The 20039-nt window shown below is 71.8% G+C and carries 18 protein-coding genes; 6 read left to right on the top strand and 12 right to left on the bottom strand.

Annotated elements, in window-relative coordinates; genetic code table 11:
- Window positions 1-11: 11 nt before the first annotated feature.
- Window positions 12-1613 (top strand): GMC family oxidoreductase, encoded by a 1602-nt coding sequence (locus ACIRSS_RS27255; RefSeq protein WP_400899686.1) that lies wholly within the window; start codon window positions 12-14, stop codon window positions 1611-1613.
- Window positions 1610-3154 (top strand): GMC oxidoreductase, encoded by a 1545-nt coding sequence (locus ACIRSS_RS27250; protein ID WP_400899684.1) that lies wholly within the window; start codon window positions 1610-1612, stop codon window positions 3152-3154. Before ACIRSS_RS27255 ends, ACIRSS_RS27250 begins: the two co-directional genes overlap by 4 nt.
- A 62-nt stretch (window positions 3155-3216) precedes the next feature.
- On the opposite strand, the gene ACIRSS_RS27245 is transcribed toward ACIRSS_RS27250, so the two are convergent.
- The 7 genes from ACIRSS_RS27245 to ACIRSS_RS27215 form a co-directional block, all read right to left on the bottom strand.
- Window positions 3217-4107, bottom strand: a complete 891-nt coding sequence (locus tag ACIRSS_RS27245) for an LLM class flavin-dependent oxidoreductase (protein ID WP_400899682.1) — start codon at window positions 4105-4107, stop codon at window positions 3217-3219.
- Window positions 4108-4115: 8 nt separating this feature from the next.
- Window positions 4116-5903: a thiamine pyrophosphate-binding protein gene (locus ACIRSS_RS27240; protein WP_400899680.1), complete on the bottom strand. Its 1788-nt coding sequence runs from the start codon at window positions 5901-5903 to the stop codon at window positions 4116-4118.
- A gap of 25 nt (window positions 5904-5928) precedes the next feature.
- Complete coding sequence (locus ACIRSS_RS27235; protein ID WP_400899678.1) at window positions 5929-6597, bottom strand: ThuA domain-containing protein; 669 nt, start codon at window positions 6595-6597, stop codon at window positions 5929-5931.
- Entirely contained in the window at window positions 6594-8162 is a 1569-nt protein-coding gene (locus tag ACIRSS_RS27230) for an APC family permease (RefSeq protein ID WP_400899676.1), read from the bottom strand. The genes ACIRSS_RS27235 and ACIRSS_RS27230 overlap by 4 nt, the downstream gene beginning before the upstream one ends.
- Window positions 8163-8211: 49 nt before the next feature.
- Entirely contained in the window at window positions 8212-9537 is a 1326-nt protein-coding gene (hisD, locus tag ACIRSS_RS27225; RefSeq protein ID WP_400899674.1) for a histidinol dehydrogenase, read from the bottom strand.
- Window positions 9538-9664: 127 nt separating this feature from the next.
- A complete protein-coding gene (locus ACIRSS_RS27220; protein WP_400899672.1) occupies window positions 9665-11251 on the bottom strand; it encodes a PucR family transcriptional regulator in 1587 nt (528 codons plus the stop codon).
- Window positions 11236-12261: a glycoside hydrolase family 3 N-terminal domain-containing protein gene (locus ACIRSS_RS27215; protein ID WP_400899670.1), complete on the bottom strand. Its 1026-nt coding sequence runs from the start codon at window positions 12259-12261 to the stop codon at window positions 11236-11238. The genes ACIRSS_RS27220 and ACIRSS_RS27215 overlap by 16 nt, the downstream gene beginning before the upstream one ends.
- Before the next feature lie 126 nt (window positions 12262-12387).
- Between ACIRSS_RS27215 and ACIRSS_RS27210 the strand changes: the two genes are divergently transcribed.
- Entirely contained in the window at window positions 12388-13428 is a 1041-nt protein-coding gene (locus ACIRSS_RS27210; RefSeq protein WP_400899668.1) for a LacI family DNA-binding transcriptional regulator, read from the top strand.
- Window positions 13425-13937 carry a hypothetical protein gene (locus tag ACIRSS_RS27205; protein ID WP_400899666.1) on the top strand — a complete coding sequence of 171 codons (513 nt, stop codon included), beginning with the start codon at window positions 13425-13427 and terminating at the stop codon, window positions 13935-13937. The genes ACIRSS_RS27210 and ACIRSS_RS27205 overlap by 4 nt, the downstream gene beginning before the upstream one ends.
- Here ACIRSS_RS27205 and ACIRSS_RS27200 read toward each other — a convergent pair.
- Both ACIRSS_RS27200 and ACIRSS_RS27195 read right to left on the bottom strand, forming a co-directional pair.
- Entirely contained in the window at window positions 13867-14310 is a 444-nt protein-coding gene (locus ACIRSS_RS27200) for a hypothetical protein (RefSeq protein ID WP_400899664.1), read from the bottom strand. The two genes, ACIRSS_RS27205 and ACIRSS_RS27200, sit on opposite strands and share 71 nt — an antisense overlap.
- Window positions 14311-14328: 18 nt before the next feature.
- A complete protein-coding gene (locus tag ACIRSS_RS27195; RefSeq protein WP_400899662.1) occupies window positions 14329-15261 on the bottom strand; it encodes a ketopantoate reductase family protein in 933 nt (310 codons plus the stop codon).
- Window positions 15262-15404: 143 nt separating this feature from the next.
- Between ACIRSS_RS27195 and ACIRSS_RS27190 the strand changes: the two genes are divergently transcribed.
- A complete protein-coding gene (locus ACIRSS_RS27190) occupies window positions 15405-16262 on the top strand; it encodes an MBL fold metallo-hydrolase (protein WP_400899660.1) in 858 nt (285 codons plus the stop codon).
- Between the two features lie 41 nt (window positions 16263-16303).
- Here the strand turns inward: ACIRSS_RS27190 and ACIRSS_RS27185 are convergent, their stop codons facing one another.
- Window positions 16304-16918: a CGNR zinc finger domain-containing protein gene (locus ACIRSS_RS27185; RefSeq protein ID WP_400899658.1), complete on the bottom strand. Its 615-nt coding sequence runs from the start codon at window positions 16916-16918 to the stop codon at window positions 16304-16306.
- A gap of 94 nt (window positions 16919-17012) precedes the next feature.
- The gene (locus tag ACIRSS_RS27180; protein WP_400899656.1) at window positions 17013-17591 is read right to left on the bottom strand and encodes a TetR/AcrR family transcriptional regulator; all 579 of its coding nucleotides are present in this window, start codon (window positions 17589-17591) and stop codon (window positions 17013-17015) included.
- A gap of 95 nt (window positions 17592-17686) precedes the next feature.
- On the opposite strand from ACIRSS_RS27180, the gene ACIRSS_RS27175 reads away from it, so the two are divergent.
- Window positions 17687-19126, top strand: coding sequence for an MFS transporter (locus tag ACIRSS_RS27175; RefSeq protein ID WP_400899654.1), 1440 nt, complete (start codon window positions 17687-17689; stop codon window positions 19124-19126).
- On the opposite strand, the gene ACIRSS_RS27170 is transcribed toward ACIRSS_RS27175, so the two are convergent.
- The gene (locus tag ACIRSS_RS27170) at window positions 19098-20012 is read right to left on the bottom strand and encodes an alpha/beta fold hydrolase (protein WP_400899652.1); all 915 of its coding nucleotides are present in this window, start codon (window positions 20010-20012) and stop codon (window positions 19098-19100) included. The two genes, ACIRSS_RS27175 and ACIRSS_RS27170, sit on opposite strands and share 29 nt — an antisense overlap.
- Between the last annotated feature and the right edge of the window lie 27 nt (window positions 20013-20039).

Below are 20039 nucleotides of genomic sequence, written 5' to 3'. Positions count from 1 at the left end.
CAGGAGGACAAATGGCCCAGGAGCACTACGACTACGTCGTCGTGGGCGCCGGATCGGCGGGGTGCGCGCTCGCCGCCCGGCTGTCCGAAGACCCGGACGTCACCGTCGCGCTCGTCGAAGCCGGCCCGCCCGCCCGAGGCCGGCTCTTCGAGATCCCCGCCTTGTTCTCGCAGCAGCTCAAGACGGCCTACGACTGGGACTTCGAAACCGAACCCGAGCCGCACCTCGGCGGGCGGCGCGCCTACCTGCCGCGCGGCCGGGCGATCGGTGGCACCAGCTCGATGAACACGATGCTCTACGTCCGCGGCCACCGGCACGACTACGACACCTGGGCGGAGCTGGGCAACAAGAACTGGGGCTACGACGACGTCCTGCCGTTCTTCAAGCGCTCCGAAGACAACCAGCGCGGCGCCGACGACTTCCACGGCGTCGGCGGCCCGCTCACGGTGAGCGACCCGGTGTCCGTGCACCCGCTGCTGCGCGGCTGGGTCGAGGCGGCGCAGGACGCCGGGCACCGGCCGAACCCCGACTTCAACGGCGCCGAGCAGGACGGAGTCGGCTACTACCAGGTGACCCAGCGCAAGGGCCTGCGGTGCAGCAGCGCGGTCGCGTTCCTCGGCCCGGCCGCCGGCCGGCCGAACCTGACCGTCCTGCCCTCGACGCTCGCCCTCCGGCTGCGCTTCGACGGCGACCGGGCCACCGGCCTGGAGGTCGACCACCTGGGCGAGGTCCGCACGATCGGCGTGGGGCAGGAGATCATCCTGTCGCTGGGCGCGTACAACTCGCCCCACCTGCTCCTGCAGTCCGGCGTCGGCCCGGCCGACGAGCTGACCGCCGCCGGCGTCACGCCGGTGCACGACCTGCCCGACGTCGGCCGGAACATGCAGGACCACGCGGGTTGCTTCCTCAGCTTCTTCAGCAGCACCCCGCCGATCGTCGGGCCCGACACCTCGACCGAGGAGAACTTGTTGCGCGACAAGGGAACCGGGCCGATGGCCTGGACCGAGGTCGGCGGGTTCCTCCGGTCGTCCGACGACGTCCCGGCGCCCGACATCCAGGTGCACGCCGCTTTGGGCATCGTCCGCGACCAGGGGCTGGCGGCACCGCTCGAGCCCGGGATGTCGTTCGGCCCGTACGTCGCCCGGCCGGCGAGCCGGGGCAGCGTCCGGCTGCGGCATTCGCATCCCTACGCCAAACCGCGGATCGTCCACAACTACCTCGACGACGCCGACGACCGCGCCCGGCTGCGCGAAGGCGTCCGGATGTGCATGAGGATCGCCCGGCAAGGGCGGCTCACCTCGCTGCTCGACGGCGACCTGCGGACGGCGGCCGACGCCGGGCTCGCTCCGCGGTCCGATGTGGACGAAGACATCGACGACTACATCCGCACGCAGTCGTTCTCGTTCTACCACCCGTCCGGCACCTGCATGATGGGCAAGGTCGTCGACGCCGAACTGCGCGTGCACGGCCTGGCCAACGTCCGGGTCGCGGACACCTCGATCATGCCGACGCTCGTCACCGGCAACACCAACGCCCCGGCCATCATGATCGGCGAACGCGCCGCCGCGTTCATCCGGGGCACCGAACCCGACCGGGAAGACCGCGCCTCATGACCGGCCCGTCCGTCGTCACCCCCGACGCCACCGGCGAAATCGACACCGACGTCCTCATCATCGGCTCGGGCATGGGCGGCGGCACCCTCGCCTGGGCCCTGCGCGACTCCGGCGCACGCGTGCTGATCGCCGAACGCGGGGACTTCCTCCCCCGCGAGCCGGAGAACTCCCAGCCCGAGCAGATGTACCTCAAGGGGCGCTACAAGAACGCCGGGCTCTGGTTCGACGGCCGCACGGGCGAGCCGTTCGCCCCGGGCGTCTACTACTGGGTGGGCGGGAACACGAAGTTCTACGGCGCCTCGCTCCCCCGGTTCCGGCGCAGCGACTTCGCCGAGGTCGAGCACCAGGAAGGCCGCTCGCGCGCGTGGCCGTTCTCCTACGACGACCTGGAACCGTTCTACAGCCGGGCGGAACGGCTGTTCGACGTCCACGGCCAGGTCGGCGAAGACCCGACCGAACCACCGCACTCGACGCCGTACCCCTTCCCGCCGCTCGAGCACGAGCCCGCGATCCAGCGGTTCGCGGACTCGCTGACCGCCCAGGGCCTGCACCCGTTCCACACCCCGAACGCGCTCGACGTCGAAACCCAGGCGGACCGCGCCGCCGTCACCACCGCGGACGGCTGCCCGGACGGCACCGGCCGCAAGGCCGAAGCCGAGAACCGGGTCGTGCGGCCCGCGCTGGCGGCCGGGGTGAAGATCATGGTGCGCACCGAGGTCACCCGGCTGGTCACCTCCGATGACGGACGCCGGATCGTGGCGGCCGAAGCGCTCAGCGACGGCCGCAAGGTCCGGATCACCGCGAAGCGGGTGGCGCTGGCGGCGGGCGCGGTGAACTCCGCGGCCCTGCTGTTGCGTTCGGCGACTCCGCAGCACCCGGAGGGGCTCGCCAACTCCTCGGGCCTGCTGGGCCGCAACTACATGGTCCACAACAGCACGTTCTTCGTCGGGGTGAACCCGCTGCGCACGAACCCGACGCAGTGGCAGAAGACGCTCGGGGTCAACGACTTCTACGAAGCGGGTCCGGGTACGCCGTTCCCGCTGGGCAACCTGCAGATGCTCGGCAAGCTCCGCGCCCCGATGCTCAAGCCCGCGCGGGCGCGGGCGCCGATGTGGGCGCTGGACTTCATGTCCGCGCGCAGCCTGGACATCTACCTGACGACCGAGGACCTGCCGTCCCGGGACAACCGGGTGCGTGTCGACGGCGAGCGGATCCTGATCGACTGGACGCCCACCAACGTCGCGCCGCACCGGGAGCTGGTCCGCCGGGTGACGAAGCTGGTCCGCAAGGCCGGCTACCCGCTGATCTTCACCCAGCGCATGGGCATCGAGACGAACTCGCACATGTGCGGCACCGCGGTGGCGGGCCACGACCCGGCGGACAGCATGCTCGACGCGTCCTGCCGCAGCCACGACGTCGAGAACCTGTGGCTGGCGGACGCGTCGTTCTTCCCGTCGTCGGCGGCGCTCAACCCCGCGTTGACGATCGCGGCCAACGCCCTGCGCATCGCGCCGTCGGTCGTCGCCGGGCTGACTGCTTGACTGCTTGACGAACGCGAAAAGGCCGCCCCTCCCGGGTTCGGGAGGGGCGGCCTTTTCGCGGTTCAGCGCCGGACCGCCGGCAGGAGCGTGTCGCGCAGGGCGTCGACCTGGTCCCGCTCGTCGCCCGGGAGCGGCGCGAAGACGACGGCGTCCGCTCCTGCCTCCTCCAGGATCTCGAGCTGCCGCACACAGTCGGCGAAGTCGCCCGAGACCGTCACCTCGGCCAGTGCTTCCTCGGCATTGCGAGCGGTCCCCAGCTGGAACCGCATGAAGTCCTGTTCGAGTGCCCGCTCGACGACGGGTCGGAGGGCGGCCCGGGCGGCGTCGCGATCCGGCCGCAGGCACAGCCAGGCGAACACCGTGATCCGCCGCCCGGGACCGACCGCGTCCCGCACCGAGCGGACGTAGGCCGGGCCGGAGCCCTCGGCCAGGATGACGCCGTCGGCCGCCCGGGCCGCGAGCGCCATGCCCTTCGGGCCCCGCACGCCGAGGTGCAGCGTGGGCGGGATCCGCGGCGGGTGGGTCAACGCGACCTCGTCGAGGCGGACGTGGCCACCGTGCAGCGTCACGGTCTCCCCGGCCAGCAGGCGCCGGACGGCGTCCGTCACCTCCTCGAGTGCGGTCATCAGGCTCGCCGGGTGGGCGCCGACCTGCCGGAGCCAGCCCGGCATGCCGTGCCCGATCCCGGACCGGAACCGGCCCGGGTGCATCCGGGCCAGCGCGGCGATCTCCATCGCCAGGTAGGCCGGGTTGCGCACGGCCGCGGGGCTGATGCCGAGCCCGACCCGCACCGCCGAGGTGTCCGCAAGGAGCGTGGCCGCCTGGGCGAACCCGCCGGCCAGCCCCAGGTCCTCCACGACCCACAGCTCGTCGAGGCCCGAGCCGTCGATCGGCCGGGCCAGCCCGCGCACGTCCTCGGCGGGCAGCCCGTCCAGCTTGATTCCGTAGTCCACGACCGTCCTCAGAGGTGTTGTTCGGTGGCGCGGGTGCGCCGGTACTCGTCCTGGCGTTCGTCGGTGACGTAGGCCGGCACGGGGAAGTCCCACCAGCCCGGGACCCACGGCCCGGCCGCGTCGCGGTCCGTCGGAACCTCGACCAGCGCCGGAGCCCCGGACTGGACGGCCTTGCGCAGCGTCGGCTCCAGCGAATCCGCGTCGGAGACCTTCCACGACTCGATGCCGAACGACGCGCCGAGCGCGACGAAGTCGGGGCTGTACGGGGTGCCGTCGGGGCGGGAGAACTCCGTGCCGATGTGGCGGGACGTCTGCTTGCGCTGACCGCCGCGGATCGACATGTAGCCCGCGTTGTTCTGCACCACGAACACCACCGGCGCGCCCGTGGTGACGCTGAGCGCGATCTCCTGCGCCGTCATGAGGAAGTCGCCGTCGCCGACGACGCACACCACCGGACGGTCCGGCTGCCCCAGCTTGGCGCCGATCGCTGCCGGGATCGCCCAGCCCATCGACGAAAACCCGCCGGACGTCAGGTGCGTGCGGGGGCCGTAGACCGGGAACGTCTGCTTGACCGCGCCCTGGGTGTTGCCCGAGCCCGCGACGATGATCGCGTCGCGCGGCAGCACCGAGCGCAGCGCGCCCAGCGGCCGCTGGGACGTGAACGGGAAGCGGTCGCTGTCACGGCGGCCCGCGAGTTTTTCCTCCCAGTCCGCCTTGAGCGAGGCCAGCTCCGCGAGGTACTCCGGCCGGTCGGCGGCCGCGGTGGGCAGGGACGCCGCGATCGCGCCGACCGCGCGCTGCGCGTCGGCGACGATCCCGACCTCGGCGGGGTAGTTCTTGCCGATCTCGTGCGGGTCGATGTCGATGTGGATCAGCTTCGCGGGCGGGATCGAGAAGCTGACCCCCTTGGCGTAGCTGGACGCCGACCAGTCGGTGAACCGGCAGCCGACCGACACGACGACGTCGGCCGAGCTCGCGATCGCGTTGCCGGTCATCGTCCCGGTCTGCCCGACGCTCCCGGCGAACAGCTCGTGGTCCTCGGGGAAGGCGCCCTTGCCGTTCCAGGTCGTCACGACCGGGATCTTCCAGTGCTCGGCGAGCGCGACCACGTCGTCGGACGCGCCGGAGGTGATCGCGCCGCCGCCGACGACGAGCACCGGGCGGCGGGCCGCGCGCAGCACCTCCACGGCGCGCTCGACCGCCTCGGGGTCCGGGTGCTGGCGGCCGACCGGCAGCCGGCGGGCGAGGTCGTGCAGGTCGACGTCGGCGGCCTCGGCCTGCACGTCCATCGGCACTTCGAGGTGGACCGGGCCGGGCCGGCCGGTCAGCATCGAGTTGAAGCACCGGTGCATCACGAACGGCAGCTCCTCGACCCGGGTGACGACCCAGTGCCGCTTGCTGACCGCTTCGGCGACCTTCGGGAAGTCGTTGGCCGTGTAGCGGTCCAGCTCCTGGAGCAGCCCGTGTCCGCGCATGTGGGTCGGCGGCCCGCCGGTGATGACCAGCACGCTGGTCGAGTCCGTGAACGCGGTGCCCATCCCGATCACGGTGTTGCTCGCCCCGGCGCCGATCGAGGTGATCGCGGCGATCGGCCGGCCGGTGGCGCGGTAGAAGCCGTCGGCGAGGTGGACGGCGCTCTGCTCGTGGAACGTCTGGATGAACGGGATGTCGGATTCGGCGTCGAGGAAGGCGTCGGTCAGGGACCAGATGCCGTGGCCGGGGATGCCGGCCACGTAGTCGACGCCGTAGTTGCGCAGGGTGCGCGCGACGATCTGGCCGCCGGTGAGGACAGGCATGGTTTTCTCCGCTCTCGCGTGGTGGCTACTTCGCGTCCCGGGCGGCCCAGGCGAAGCCCTGGGCGCACAGCCGGGTGACATCCGGGTTCCGCAGGTCGTCGAGGTCGTGGCCGACGGCGCTGTAGAACACCCGGCCCCGCCCCCACGTCCTGGTCCACGCCTGCGGGATCCGGTACCCGTCGATCCAGGGCACGTGCTCGCCGGTGAAGGTGGTCTCGGCCAGCACTTGGTTGTTCGGGTCGACGGACATGTAGTACTGCTCGGAGGCGACGCGGAAGTCGCCGACGCCACGAGTGATCTCGTGCGACTTGTCCACTATGGACACTTCGTACGGGTGCTTGACACCCTCCCCCGCCGGGTGTTCGAGGAAGCTGCCGCCGAGCAGCCAGTGGTACTTGATGCTCGTGCGGAACGCGGCGGCCGCGCCGTGCCACGCGGCGATCCCGGTGCCGGCCGCGACCGCGCCGAGCAGGCTGTCCTCCTGAGCCGCCGAGAGCCCTTCCGACAGCAGGGCGTTGTTCCAGTTGAGCGCGATCAGGTCGTAGCCGGTGAGGTCGGCGTCGAGGGCGAAGACGTCGTTGGTCTCCTCGACGTCGAACCCGAGCCCGGCGAACAGCGGCCGGGCCCATTCTTCGGCGACTTGGTAGGGCTTGTGGCCGGGCCACCCGCCGTAGAGGTAGAGCACGCGGGTCATGAGCGGATTCCTTCCTTCGCGGTGGCCCGGGCCCGCAGCCGGGCGGCGACTTCGAGCGCGTCGCCTTCGGGCGCGGTGGACTTGCGTTCCGGCTTGGCCGTCAGGAGGTAGGCCAGCCCGACCGCGGACACGACGAGGAACCCGATCAGGGCGATCCACCGGTCCACGAACGGGGTGTCGGCGTCTCCGGTGGGCGCGGCGAGCAGCACCATCGCCAGCACGCCGTAGACCAGCGCGGCGATGTTGACGACCAGCCCGTAGCGGCCCAGCGACCAGGCGCCGGCCGGGCGCCAGCCCCGCAGGCGCATGCGCAACGCGGCCAGCACGACCAGCTGGAAGGCCGCGTACCCCGCGAGCACCTGGAACGCCGCGATCCGCACCAGCGAGTCCGGCGAGAAGTAGACGAACACGAAGATCAGCACCGGCACCACGTTCACCGCGAGCAGCGCGTTGACCGGCACCCGGTGCCGCCGCGAGACCTGGGAGAACACGCGTGAGCCGGGGAACATGTCGTCGCGGGCGAAGGAGAAGACGATCCGGCTCGCGGCGGCCTGCTGGCTCAGCACCCCGGCGATGAACGACGTCAGGGTGACCACCAGGACGAGCTTCGTGCCCACGGTGCCGATCGAGTTCTGCAGGATGGCCGGGATCGGGTTGGTGTCCGCACCGGACACGATCGCGGTCAGGTCGGGCGCGGCGAGCGCGTACCCCGCGAAGGCCAGGATCGCGGCGAGCCCGCCGACGACGACCGTCAGCTGCATGGCCCGCGGGATGCTGCGCGCGGGGTTCGGGACCTCTTCGGCGACCTCGCCGCACGCCTCGAACCCGTAGTAGAGGAAGAGGCCGACGAGCGAGGCGGCCATGAACGCCCCGAAGTAGCCGCCGGCGCCGCCGGTGCCCATCCCGTCGAAGAAGACGGACACCGGGTTGTGGCGCTGGAACACCAGCAGGTAGAGGCCGACCAGGACGATGCCGATGAGCTCGGCGGCCAGGCCGATCTTGGAGATCAGTGCCAGCACCCGGGTGCCGAAGGCGTTGCACACCAGGCAGAACGCGGTCACGGCGAGCGCGATCACCAGCCGCTGCCCGGGGGTCGAGCTGACGCCCGGCTGCGCCGCGGTGCCCCCGAAGAGGCTGGCCACGAAGTCCGAGCTGAACAGCGCGGTGCTCGTGATGCCGATGGTGATGCAGCTGATGTAGGTCCAGGCGGTGAACCAGGCGTACCGGCCGTTCCACAGCCGGCGCGACCACTGGTAGAGACCGCCGGCCAGCGGGAACTGCGAGACGACCTCGCCGAAGACCAAGGCGACCAGCAGCTGGCCGAGGCCGATGACCACGATCCAGAAGATCGACGGCGGGCCGGCGGTCGAGAGACCGATCGCGAACAGAGACACGACGCCGACGAGCGGCGAAAGGTAGACGAAGCCGAGGGCGAAGTTGCCCCACAGGCTGACTTTGCGGTCGAAGCGCTGCTCGTAACCCAGCGCGGCCAGCAGTTCCGCGTCCTCCGCCGACGAGGCGGGCGCGTCCGTGGTGGGTGCGGGGGCTTTTTCCGGTGCTGCCATGACGACCTCCGTCGGTCGAGGCGGGAAGGGGGGAGTTCCGGGGCGCCGGTCAGGCGCGGCCGAAGGAGTGCTCGGTCCAGTCGAGCCGGGCCGAGCCGAAGCGGGCGGTGCGGACGTCGCCCGAGCGCGCGTGCCCTTCGAAGTTCTCCAGGCGCGACGCGCGGCCGCAGATCTCGCCCAGCTCCGCGCTGGAGCGGGCGTCCTGGATTTCCTGGTAGGTAACGGTCTTGAGGTACTTGCCGACCCAGAGCCCGCCGGTGTAGCGGGCCGCGCCGAGTGTGGGCAGGACGTGGTTGGTCCCGATCACCTTGTCCCCGTAGGCGACGCAGGTCTTGTCGCCGAGGAAGAGCGCGCCGTAGTTGCGCATGCGGTCCAGTGCGAGCCGCGGCCGGTCGGTGAGGATCTGGACGTGCTCGCTCGCGTAGCCGTCGGCGAGCTCGTACGCCGCGGTGAGGTCCGGGACGACGACGACCTCGCCGTGGTCGCGCCAGGCCCGCCCGGCCACTTCGCCGGTCGGCAGGCCGGGTAGCAGCTCCTCGACGTATTCGATCGTGCGCCGGGCCACCTCCGCCGACGTCGTGATCAGCACCGCCGGGGAATCCGGTCCGTGCTCGGCCTGCGAGAGCAGGTCGGTGGCCACGGTGAACGGGTCGGCGGTGTCGTCGGCGACGATGAGGACCTCGGTGGGGCCGGCGAACAGGTCGATGCCGACCTCGCCGAAGAGCTGCCGCTTGGCCTCGGCGACGTAGGCGTTGCCCGGTCCGGCGAGCATTTCGACCGCGGCGACCGTCTCGGTGCCCAGGGCCAGCGCGGCGACGGCCTGGACGCCGCCCAGCACGTGGATCTCGTCCGCGCCGGCGAGGTGCATGGCCGCGACGCTGACCGGCGGCGGCGCGCCGCGGTCCGGCGGGGTGGTGGCGGCGACCCGCCCGACCCCGGCGACCTTGGCGGTCACCACGGTCATGTGCGCCGACGCGGTCAGCGGGTACCGGCCACCCGGGACGTACGCGCCGACCGCGCCGATCGGGATGTTGCGCTGTCCCAAGTAGACACCGGGCAGCGTCTCGACCTCGAAGTCGGTGAGCGAGTCCCGCTGGGCCTGGGCGAACCCGCGCACCTGGCGCTGCACGAACCGCAGGTCGTCCAGCACGGTTTCCGGGACCGAAGCCAGGACGGCGGCGATCTCGTCCGGCCCGAGCCGGAAGGAGTCCGGGCTCCACGAGTCGAACTTCTCCGACCAGCGCCGGACCGCGACGTCGCCGTTGGCCCGGACGTCCGCGATGATCTCGGCGACCGTGTCGGCGATTTCCGGGCGGCCGGCGCGCGGCGCCGCGGCCACCACGGGCTTCTTCACGATCATGGACGATGTGGACACTCCGCACTCCTTGCCGTTACGAGAATCCCGGTGGGCTCGACCGTGAATTCTGGGGAAGGCGTGCTCCCCGCGACAGACACAAGCCGTGTCACCCCGGGGTCCGCGGTTGCACACATTGGACCGCCGGTCAGCGGCGGCGCGCACGCCGGTCGAGCAGGTCGTGCCCGCGGACGGCGAGCTGCAGCCGTTGCTGGACTTCGACGTCCGCGAGGTCGAAGCCGAGGACGGCGGTGAGCCGGTCGAGCCGGTGGTAGAGCGTCCGCCGTTGCACGAACAGCTCTTCCGCGGCACGGGCTTTGTTGCCGCCGCACCGGAGGAAGACGCGCAGCGTGGGCAGCAACGGGTTCGAGGCGGTCGCGTCGTGCTCCAGCAGCGGGCCCAGCTCGTCCTCGACGTACCGCGACAGCTCCGGGCCTTCCGCGAGCGCGACCAGGAGGCGCAGGGCCCCGAGCTCGTCGAACCGCAGGAGCGGCCCGGACGGTCCGTCGGCCGCCGACGCGGCGCTGCGGCTCTGGCGGATCGCGGCGGGCAGTGCGGCGGGTGCGACGATCCGGCTGACCCCACCGCACAAGCCGTGCTTCGCCAGCCGCGCGAGCAGGTCGGTGTCCCCCGCGCCGGGCGGCAGCCCGACCACCGCGAGGTCGAGGTCGCCGAGGTCGCCGACGACCGCGGGGTGACCGGCTTCGCGCAGGACGAGCGCGAGGTCGGCGTCGGCCGCGCGCCGGGTGACCACGGCGATCAGGTCGCGCCGGCGCAGGTCCTGGCCCAGCGCCAGCGCCCGCTCGAGGAACTTCTCCCCCGGGATGTCGCCGAGCTGGAGCCGGTTGAGCAGCGCACCCTGCCGCTGGGCCGCGCGGGCGCCGCTTTCCCGTTCGCCCAGCAGGGTGATCGCGACGGCCGCGACGGCGCGTTCGAGCGTCCCCAGTTCGACCGGGCTGGGCGGGACGGGACCGTGCAGCAGGTGCAGCCACCCCCACGCCTCCCCGCGCAGGACGACCGGGCGCCGGGCGCAGGCCGCGACGTCGCGGAACGACCCGGCCCGGGCCGTCGGAGCCGCGCGTCCCTCGCGCAGGACCGGTTGGTGCCGCTCGTGGATCGCCCGCGAATGGACGCCCCAGTCGGCGACGACATCGTCCGCTTCGGCGGTGGCGCCGGCGTAGGCGAGCATCCGGTGGGCGACGTCTTCGAGCACGACCGGGTGGCCGGTGCGGCGCGCGACCTCCTTGACCATCCCGACGTAGTCTTCGCCGGCCAGCAGCAGGTCCATGAACGCCTGGCCGGTCGCCTCCTCGGCGATCAGGCGGCTCACCCGCAGTTCCACCAGGACTTCGTGGACCTGTGCCGAGGCTTCGGCGAACGGGATCTCGTCGCGCAGCCCGACGAGCGGCAGCCCGGCCGCCCGCGCCTCGTCGACGACCGCCGCCGGCATCGCCGAGAACATCCGCCCGGCCAGCTCGACGACGAGGACGGCCGCGCGCGCGTCGGCGATCCGCCGGACGAACGCCCGCTGGAGCTCGGCCGTCGCGCCCATGCCGAGCCCGGCCGTCAGCAGCATCTCCTGGCCGGAGAGGAAGCGGTGGATGTCCGGGATCTCGCCGGTGTGGACCCAGCGGACGGGCCGGTCGAGCCGGTCCTCGCCGGCGAGGACCGCCACCTCGGTCCGGCGGAAGACCTCGAGGCCGAGCGCCTCCCGGACGGTCAGGACATCGCCCATCCCGCACGTCCTCGCTCGAAGGTTTCCGCCGTCCTCCGGACGCGCGCCGCGGCCTCGGCCAGCCGGGCCGCGAACTGGTGGTCGGTGCTCGCCCGGGCGGCGATGCGGCCGGCGAGCCCGGCGAGTTCCGGGCCGCCGGGCAGCAGGAGCAGGTCCGCGCCCGCGTCGAGGGCCGCCATGACGGTCTCGGGCACGGACCGTCCCCTGGTCGTGGCGGGTGTGTCGAGGTCGTCACTGACGACGAGGCCGTCGAAGCCGAGTTCGCGCCGCAGCAGCCCAACGGTCGCCGCCGACGTCGAGGCGGGTTCGGCCGGGTCGATCGCGGGCACCACCACCGGTCCGGTCATGACGGCGCCCACGCCGGCCGCCACCACCCGCCGGAAGGGTTCCAGGTCGGCCGGGACGGACGCGTCCAGCGTCGTGTCGTGCAGCGCGGGATCGAGGGCGAGTTCCGGGTGGCCGGGGAAGTGCTTCGCGACCGCGAGCACCCCGGCGCGCTGGACGCCGGTCACGAACGCGGCCGCGATGCGCCCGACCTCGGCGTGATCGAAAGGCAGAGTCCGGCCGGTCAGCCACGGGTTCTCGCCGGAGAGGACGTCGAGCACGGGCGAGAGGAACACGGTGACACCCAGCGCGCGGGCGGCGCTCGCGACGGCGGCCGCGGCGGCGGCGATCTCCTCGTCGGGCAGCCCGCGCAGGACGTCGGCGGACGGGAAGGCCGACACCAGGTCGTGCAGCCGCGCGATGCCCCACGGCTCCTGGTCGACGGCGAACAGGAGCGGTTCCGCGGCGGCATCGGCCAGTTCGGCGGTGAAAGCCCCGAAGTCCGCGGCCGACTCGGCGGCCCGGCGCTCGGGAGTCATCGCGCGAGCGACGTACTCGGCGCGGGTCTCGCCGATCAGGACCGCTCGCGTACCCCGTCCCACCAGGTCGCGAAGCCACGGTTCGGCCGTCAGCTCACCGGCGACGGGCAGCAGGACGGCATGCGCGTCACGCTCGAATTCGGTCACGTTCGACCTCTCCTCGACTCCGCTGAGTAGTTAGTGATACGATTAACTTCACACGGAGGGTACGCGTTCAGGCATCGCTGTCAAGCCGTCGCGTTCCTGCGAGAGCCACTCGAGGAGACTTCGCCGATGGTCACGATGAAGGACGTCGCCCAGGCTGCCGGGGTGTCGCAGGCCGCGGTCTCCTACGCCTACAACCGGCCGGAGAAGCTCTCGGCGGGGCAGCGTCAGGCCATCATGGAAACCGCTACGCGGCTCGGGTATGCCGGTCCCAACGCCGTCGGCGCGAGCCTCCGCTCCGGCCGCAGCGGGGCGATCGGCGTGATGCTGATGGACACCCTCGAATACGCGTTCACCGACCCGTCCACCCGGTGTCTCCTGGAGGGCATCGTGCGGACGCGGCGCTTCGACGACCTGGCCCTCACCCTGCTGCCGCTCCCCCGAGGCGGCGAGCAGGCCGCGCTGCGCGGGCTGGTGGACGGCGTGATCGTGCACAGCCTGCCCGACGACCACCCCGCGCTGCTGACCCTGCGCTCACGCGGCATCCCGATCGTCGTCGTCGACGCTCCCCACCTGCCCGGCGTCCCGCTCGTCGGCATCCCCGACCGGGCGGCTGCCCGGGAGCAGGTCGAGCACCTGCTCGGCCTGGGCCACCGCCGGGTCGGGATCATCGCGGAACGCCTGGTCCCGGACGGCTACCGCGGACCGGTCGACGCGGGCCGGCGCGCGAGGTGCGCCGAACGCGTCGTGCGCGAGCGGATCACCGGCTACCAGGAGGCGTGCGAAGCCGCGGGCCTGGACTTCGACCGCGTTCCGCTGGTGGAAGCCGGCGGGTTCGACCTCGCCGCGGGCGTCCCGGCGGCGCGCGATCTCCTGACGGACAACGAGGTGACCGCGGTCGTGGCCACTTCGGACACGATGGCGATCGCGGTGCTGGCAGCCGCTCGGGAGCTGGACTTGCGCGTACCGGAAGACCTGTCGGTCGTCGGGTTCGACGACGCCCCCGAAGCCGAACCCCACGGCCTGACCACCATCCGCCAGCCCATGGTCCACAAGGGACAGCTGGCGGCCGAGCTCCTCTTCACCCTGCTGCGCGGCGATCCGCGGCCGGACGACGTCTCCCTGCCCACCGAACTCGTGCGTCGCCGCACTTCGGGCCCGCGGAGGTGACGGGCGGCGGGCCATCCTCCAACGGCGGTGGCGCGGTCCTGCTGCGGCACGCCGAGGCGGCCTCGTTCGACGCCAGGCTGACCCTGGCGGCCGAAGCCAAGCAGGCCATCGGCGCGACGACGGCTTCGCTGATCGCGGCTCTCGCGCTCCTGGACGGCACCCGGGCCCGGGTGCTCCTGCCCGGCGGTCAGCCGTCCCTCCCGGAGCTGGCGCTGGCCGGGCCGCTCGCCTTGGCCTCGTTGCGTTCCCTCCGGTTCGACGTGGCGGTGCTCGGCGCGAGGGCGTTCAGCGCCGGGATCGGGATCACCACGCCCGACCTTGCCGACGCGGAAGCGAAACAGCAGCTCCTCGCCGTCGCGGGCCGCGCGCTCCTCGCGGTCGACGGGTCCAAATGGGGCCGTAGGGAGTTGGTCCGCGTCTGCCCACCGGCGCGGGCGGTCAGGGCAGCTCGGCGGCGGCCTCGGCATCGTCCGCGGACAGGAAGTACCGGCCGTATTCGGTGTCCTTGAAGTGCTCGTGCATCAGCCGCGACCACAGGATCACCGACGCCAGCGGCCGGTGGCTGATCACGATCCCGCTGGTCTGTCCGGCCGGGTTGCGCCGGACCACCACGACGTTGCCGATCGGCCGGTCGTCGGCGAACCGCGCCGCGTAGTCCTCGGCGAACCCGTTCTCGCCGTACTCGCCCTTGAAGATGAACTCCTGGTAGTCGTACAGCGTGCGGGCGAACCCCAGGATGTCGCGCACCGCCCGCGGGCCGCGCGCGATCCCGTTCATCACCGACGCCTCCATCGTCACGTCGTCGGCCAGGTCGCGCAGCCACTCCGGGAAGTACTCCCGGTCGTGCGTCCGCTCGTCTCCACTGCCCAGGTACGTCGTCATCACAACTTCCTCCTCGAATCACACGCCGGTGTTCCGCGCCCGGTTCTGGTGCACCCGAAGGCCGACCGTGGCCAGCCCGAGCAGCGGGACGTCGACCCCCAGCGCGTCCGCGCGCGCCACCAGGTCGCCGAACACGTGCTCGACCTCGGTGGGCCGGCCGGCGGACAGGTCCCGGTACATCGACGGGACGTACGGCGATCCCGGCTGGGTCACGACGGCGCGCAGCTCGGCGAGCGCGTCCTCGGCCAGCGGGTGCCCGGCTGCCGCCGAGACCGCGGCGGCCTCGGCCACGACGGCGGTGGCGAACTCCGGACCGCCCGGCACCGCGGCGATCTCACCCACCGAGCCTCGCATGAGGACGGTGACCGCGGTGACAGCGGCGATGAAGGCCCACTTGTGCCACATCTCGTCCACGATGTGCCCGGACGTGGCGAAGTCGAACGCGGCCGGTTCGAAGGCGTCGGCCAGCAGCCGCAACCGCTCGCTGTCCCGGCCACTCTGCTCACCGATCACCATCGACGCCGGCGACGCGAGCCGGCGGATGTCGCCGTTGCCGTCGACCAGGGTCGCCACCTTCACCACACCGCCGAGCACGCGATCGGGGCCGAACCGCTGGTTGAGCGTGTCCAGGTGCGCGATGCCGTTGAGGAACGGGATGACGGCGGTCCGCTCGCCGACGGCCGGTGCCAGGTCGTCCAGCGCGGCCGCCAGACCGGCCGCCTTGACCGACAGCAGCACCGCGTCGTAGCCGCCGCCGACCTCGTCCGCGGTGATCAGCCGGGGGTGCAGCACCTCCTCGCGCTCCGGTCCGATGATCCGCAGGCCCCTGGTGCGCAGGAAGTCCCGTCGCCGCGGGCGGACCAGGAAGGTGACCTCGTTCCCGGCCGCCGCCAGGCGGGTGCCGAAGAAGGCGCCGGTCGCGCCCGCGCCGACCACCAGTACTCGTGCCATCCGGCATCCCCCGCATCCGCTGGCGTTCCGTTGCTCCAGCATCATCGTTGTAGCACAGACCTTGACATAACCAAAGAGCCTTTGGCTATGTTTGTCGTCAGGGACACGTCGTCCGCGTGTCGGCGAACAGCGATGGAGTGGCGATGGCACAGCACGAACTGCGGTACGAGGTGCACGTCTCGGAGATGGAACCGCTGGCGACGCCGTCGCCGCTGCAGTCGCCGAGGGGCGAGGCGCCGCACTGGTCCGCGGTGTCGAGCACGCTCGTCTACGGCGACACCGAGGCGGTCCTGGTCGATCCCGGGATGACCATCGCCCAGGGCGAACACGTCGCGGAGTGGGTGAAGGGGTTCGGCCGGCGGTTGTCCGCCGTGTACCTCACGCACGACCACGGCGACCACTGGTACGCCACGACCACGCTGCTCGAGCACTTCCCGGACACACCGGTGTACTCGACCGAGGGAGTCATCGCCGGGATGCGCCGGGGGAGTCCCGACGGTCAGCCGACCGCCCTGTTCGCGGGCATCTTCCCGGGAAAGCTCTCGGACACCCCGGTGGTGGCCCGACCGGTGCCGGACGGCGGTTTGAGCGTCGACGGGTACGCGCTGAACCCGATCGAGGTCGGGCACACCGACACGGACGACACCACCGTCCTGCACGTGCCGTCCATCGGCCTGGTGATCGCGGGTGACGTCATCTACAACAACGTGCACCAGTTCGTCGGCGAGTCGGCGGACGGCGGTCTCGACTCCTGGCTCGCGGCGATCGACATCGTCGAGTCGCTGTCGCCGTCGGCCGTGGTGGCCGGCCACAAGGATGCGACGCGCGGGGACGATCCGTCGATCACCGCCGAGACGCGCGAGTACCTCGAGGTGGTGCGGTCGATCCTCGACGGCACACCTTCCCGGGTCGAGTTCTACGACGAGGTGCTCGCGCGCTTCCCCGCCCGGGTGAACCCGACCACGGTGTGGCTCTCGGCGCTCCGCCGGATCGCGAACTAGGCCGACGGGCCGCTGCCCTGTCCGGCAAAGGGCCCGGCCGTTCAGCTCGCGCTTCGCCGGGCCCGGGAGGCCCGCAGGTTGGGCAGGTTCCCGCACATCTGCGTGTTGTGCCAGACCCGGATCCGATTGGGCGACCCGTCGTAGAAGCAGGCGCCGCAGTCCGGAGCGGCGCACGTCTTGAGCCGCGGCAGTGTCCCTGCCGCGCGAGCCAGCAGCAGTTCCGCCGTCGCCAGTCCCGCGACCTGCTGCCATCCCGGCGCGGAGGTGCCGTAGCCGAGGTGTCCGTCCGCGCGCAAGGTGACCACGATGTCGAAGGCCGACGCGGCGGCGCCCGGCTCCCGGAGTGCGGGCGCCTCGATGTGTGCCGCCTGGGCGCGCAGCGTGTTCCGGAGCTGCTCCCGAAAAACCCGCAGCGCTCCCAGCTCGGCTCCCCGCACGGTTCTGCCGGCGACTTGCTGGCCGGTGACCGCGGACCACTCCGCGAGTGCCCGGGACAGCCATTCGTTGGCCGTGCCGGGTTTGGCGAGCAGGTCTTCCTCGAGCTCGCCTTGGTGACCACTCAGCGAGGTGTTGATGAGGCTCTGCACGAGCCGGAGACCTCCGGGTGCCGGTTCCAGTCCGAACCGGCCGACCTCGGCCTCACGTCGCCGCGTCATCTTCCCCTCCCTCTCATCGTGGATGGCAACGACTCTAATAGGGCCGGCGGCGCTCGGTGTCGTGGCGGCACCGACGTAACCTGGTGGCCTTTGGTTATGTGGGCGAAGTCATCGAAGCACGGTGACGCAGGCCGTCGAGCACCGTCTCGAAGAGCGGTCGCACATAGTCGGGTGAGCCGTTGATCTTCGCGATGGCGACGATCAGGTCGAAGATCTGCTCGAGGGTGACGTCGCCGCGGACCTGCCCGGCTTTCTGGGCCGCCGTCAGCAGGGGGCGGCCCGCCTCGATCGCGCGGGCCCGGTGGCTGGTGATGCTGCCGCGGTCGGTGTGCTCCAAGAGTTCGGAGATGATCAGCCGTTTGTGCGGGATGAAGTCGATCTGCAGGCGCAGCCACGCGGTGAGCGCGGCCTCGGGAGCCTGTCCGGGCTCGATCCTGGCGGCGTCGCAGATCTGGTCGACTTCGTCGGCGTAGAGCGCCTCCAGCAGTTCCTGCCGGCCGGGGAAGTTGCGGTAGAGCGTGGCCATGCCCACCTCGGCGCGGCGGGCGATCTCGGCCATGGAGATTTCGGCCGCGGGGTCGGCGAACGCCGCCCGTGCCGCGTCGAGGATCTTGGCGCGGTTGCGCTGCGCGGCCGCCCGCCGGTTGGGGAACGCCGTCTTGCCCGTCGCCATCACTGTCTCCGCTCGCCGCACTGTGTGGTGGACAGCCTATCCGTTATTGGTCTACGGTTGGTGGATAGCCTATCCGGCAACCGAGGGAGACAGCCGTGCCCGACCGAACACTCTCGCCGTCCGCGCCGGCGGACTCCTCGAACGGGGTGGCCAAGCACGGCGTCGCTCTCGCGGCCGTCGCGGCGTTGGCCTGCGTGGCGCAGTTCATGGTGGTCCTGGATTCCAGCATCGTGAACGTGGCCCTGCCGTCCATGAAGTCGGGCCTGGGCTTGTCGACCAGCGCCCAGCAGTGGGTGGTCAACGGCTACCTGGTCACTTTCGGCGGCCTGCTGCTGTGCGCCTCGCGCGCCGGTGACCTGTTCGGACGCCGGCGCGTCTTCCTGACGGGCTTGGCCGTCTTCTCGGTGGCGTCGCTGGCCGGCGGGCTGGCCCAGGACGGCTGGATGCTGCTGGCCGCGCGAGTCGTGCAGGGCGCGGGCGCGGCGGCGTTGGCGCCGTCCAGCCTGAGCCTGATCACCGCCAGCCACTCCGACCCGTCCCGGCGCAGGCGGGCGATGACCTGGTGGGGCGTGGCCGCTTCCAGCGCCGGAGCCGCCGGCATCGTCGCCGGTGGTCTGCTGGCGTCGGTGAGCTGGCGCTGGGTGATGCTGGTCAACGTCCCCCTCGGCGTCGGCCTGCTGATCGCGGGCCTGACCTACCTGGCGCCGACGGTGACCGGTCACCGTCGCTCGAGCGTCGACGTGCCCGGCGCGATCGCCGTGACGCTGTCGGCCGCGGCGATCGTCTACGGGGTCTCGGCCGCACCGGACGGCGGCTGGGGAGCACCGCGCGTGGTCGTCGCGCTGATCGCCGGCGTCGTGCTGCTCGCGGCGTTCGTAGCCATCGAGCGTCGCAGTGCCGAACCGCTCATCCCCTGGGCGATCTTCTCCAGCGCCACCGTGCGCATGGGCAACATCCTCACCTTGTGCCTGGGTGTCGTGCTCACCGCTCCGCTGTTCTTCCTGTCGCTCTACCTGCAGCAGGTCGAGGGACAAAGCGCTCTGCGCACCGGACTGTCCCTGCTGCCCATGGTCGCCGTCATCAGCGTAGGAGTGCTCGTCTCCCAGCGGCTGATCCCCGCCATCGGCGCGCGGCGCCTGCTGGTCGTCGGCGCCGTCGCCGCCGCCGTGGGGCTGGCCTGGCTGGGGCGGCTGCCCGTGCACGACGGCTACGTCACCCACGTCCTGCTGCCCACGGTGGTGGTCGGCGCAGGAACCAGCCTCACGATGATGCCGGCGATCGTCGCGGCCACCAGCGGCGTCGACCCGCGCGACGCAGGTATTGCCTCGGGGCTGCTCAACATGTGCCGGCAGCTCGGCGCCGCGCTCGGCCTGGCTGCGCTGGTCACCATCGCCGCCACCGTCACCGATCGCGGCGGCGGGGACGCGTCCGTTGTGGACGGTTACCGAGTCGCCTTTGATGTCCTCGCCGTCGTCAGCCTGATCACCGCCGCCTTGGCGCTGCTGCTCAAGCCCTCCCGCCTGCGTGATCGATGAACGCGGTCAACGCGTCCACGACCGCGTCGGGTTGTTCGTCGGGAATGAAGTGCCCGGCCTGCGGGATGACGACGCCCGTCGCGTTGTCCGCCCAGGGGCCAAGGGAAGCGGCCATGTCGGGGATTGACCCATGGGAGCTGGAGACGCCCAGGACCGGGACGCTCAAGTGCTGCCGGTCGAGAGCGTCCAGGTTCTTGCGCGCGGATTCCGCGGCGTCGCGGTAATACGCGAGAGACGCTCGGAGACCTCCCTCCGCCGCGATGGCGGCGGCGTAGTGGTCGATCTCAGCGCTGTCGAAAGTGTTCGGGGACAAGGTCTTGACCCTCAGGAACCAGTCGACGTAATCGCGCTCGCGACCGGTGAGCAGCGTCTCGGGCAGGTCGGGCACGACGTGGAACGCGAAGTGCCACGTCTTCCACGCCCGGCCGGGATCCGTGGGGATCGCGTCCGGCAGGGTGATGCCGGGGATGCCCGCGTCGAGCAGGGCCAGGCCGTGCAGGCGCTCTTCGTACTTCAGGGCCAGCGAGAACGCGACCCAGGCGCCGACGTCGTGGGCGGCGAGCCAGTACTTCGGCACGTCGAGCGCGGTCACCGCGGCCTGGACGCGCGACGCGACGGTGTGCGTGTCGTAGCTGTCGTGCGGGCGGGCGGAATGGCCTTGGCCCGGCAGGTCGATCGCGATCACGCGGAATCGCCCGGCGAGGCCCGGCATCGCTTTGCGCCAGGCCCACCAGGTCTGCGGGAAGCCGGCGAGCAGGACGACGGCCGGACCGGTCGGCTGACCACCTTCCACGGCGTGGAGCCGGACGCCTTCCGCGTCGACCCAGCGGTGGGTGAACCCCGCGAGGTCGTGCAGCGGCAACCCGGAGATCGGATTTTCGGTCATGTCACTAGCTTAGCTCATCTTGAACTG

This window comes from Amycolatopsis sp. NPDC101161, from assembly GCF_044768185.1.
Taxonomy (GTDB): domain Bacteria; phylum Actinomycetota; class Actinomycetes; order Mycobacteriales; family Pseudonocardiaceae; genus Amycolatopsis.
Note: the sequence above shows the minus strand (reverse complement) of the source record. Positions and strands in the feature narration are given on the sequence as shown.

Bases quoted from the DNA above. Each gene is read 5' to 3' on its own strand.
- ACIRSS_RS27255 (WP_400899686.1), top strand. From the start codon at position 12: ATGGCCCAGGAGCACTACGACTACGTCGTCGTGGGCGCCGGATCGGCG.
- ACIRSS_RS27250 (WP_400899684.1), top strand. From the start codon at position 1,610: ATGACCGGCCCGTCCGTCGTCACCCCCGACGCCACCGGCGAAATCGAC.
- ACIRSS_RS27240 (WP_400899680.1), bottom strand. From the start codon at position 5,903: ATGCCTGTCCTCACCGGCGGCCAGATCGTCGCGCGCACCCTGCGCAAC.
- ACIRSS_RS27235 (WP_400899678.1), bottom strand. From the start codon at position 6,597: ATGACCCGCGTGCTCTACCTCTACGGCGGGTGGCCCGGCCACAAGCCC.
- ACIRSS_RS27230 (WP_400899676.1), bottom strand. From the start codon at position 8,162: ATGGCAGCACCGGAAAAAGCCCCCGCACCCACCACGGACGCGCCCGCC.
- ACIRSS_RS27220 (WP_400899672.1), bottom strand. From the start codon at position 11,251: ATGGGCGATGTCCTGACCGTCCGGGAGGCGCTCGGCCTCGAGGTCTTC.
- ACIRSS_RS27210 (WP_400899668.1), top strand. From the start codon at position 12,388: ATGGTCACGATGAAGGACGTCGCCCAGGCTGCCGGGGTGTCGCAGGCC.
- ACIRSS_RS27200 (WP_400899664.1), bottom strand. From the start codon at position 14,310: ATGACGACGTACCTGGGCAGTGGAGACGAGCGGACGCACGACCGGGAG.
- ACIRSS_RS27195 (WP_400899662.1), bottom strand. From the start codon at position 15,261: ATGGCACGAGTACTGGTGGTCGGCGCGGGCGCGACCGGCGCCTTCTTC.
- ACIRSS_RS27190 (WP_400899660.1), top strand. From the start codon at position 15,405: ATGGCACAGCACGAACTGCGGTACGAGGTGCACGTCTCGGAGATGGAA.
- ACIRSS_RS27185 (WP_400899658.1), bottom strand. From the start codon at position 16,918: ATGACGCGGCGACGTGAGGCCGAGGTCGGCCGGTTCGGACTGGAACCG.
- ACIRSS_RS27180 (WP_400899656.1), bottom strand. From the start codon at position 17,591: ATGGCGACGGGCAAGACGGCGTTCCCCAACCGGCGGGCGGCCGCGCAG.
- ACIRSS_RS27170 (WP_400899652.1), bottom strand. From the start codon at position 20,012: ATGACCGAAAATCCGATCTCCGGGTTGCCGCTGCACGACCTCGCGGGG.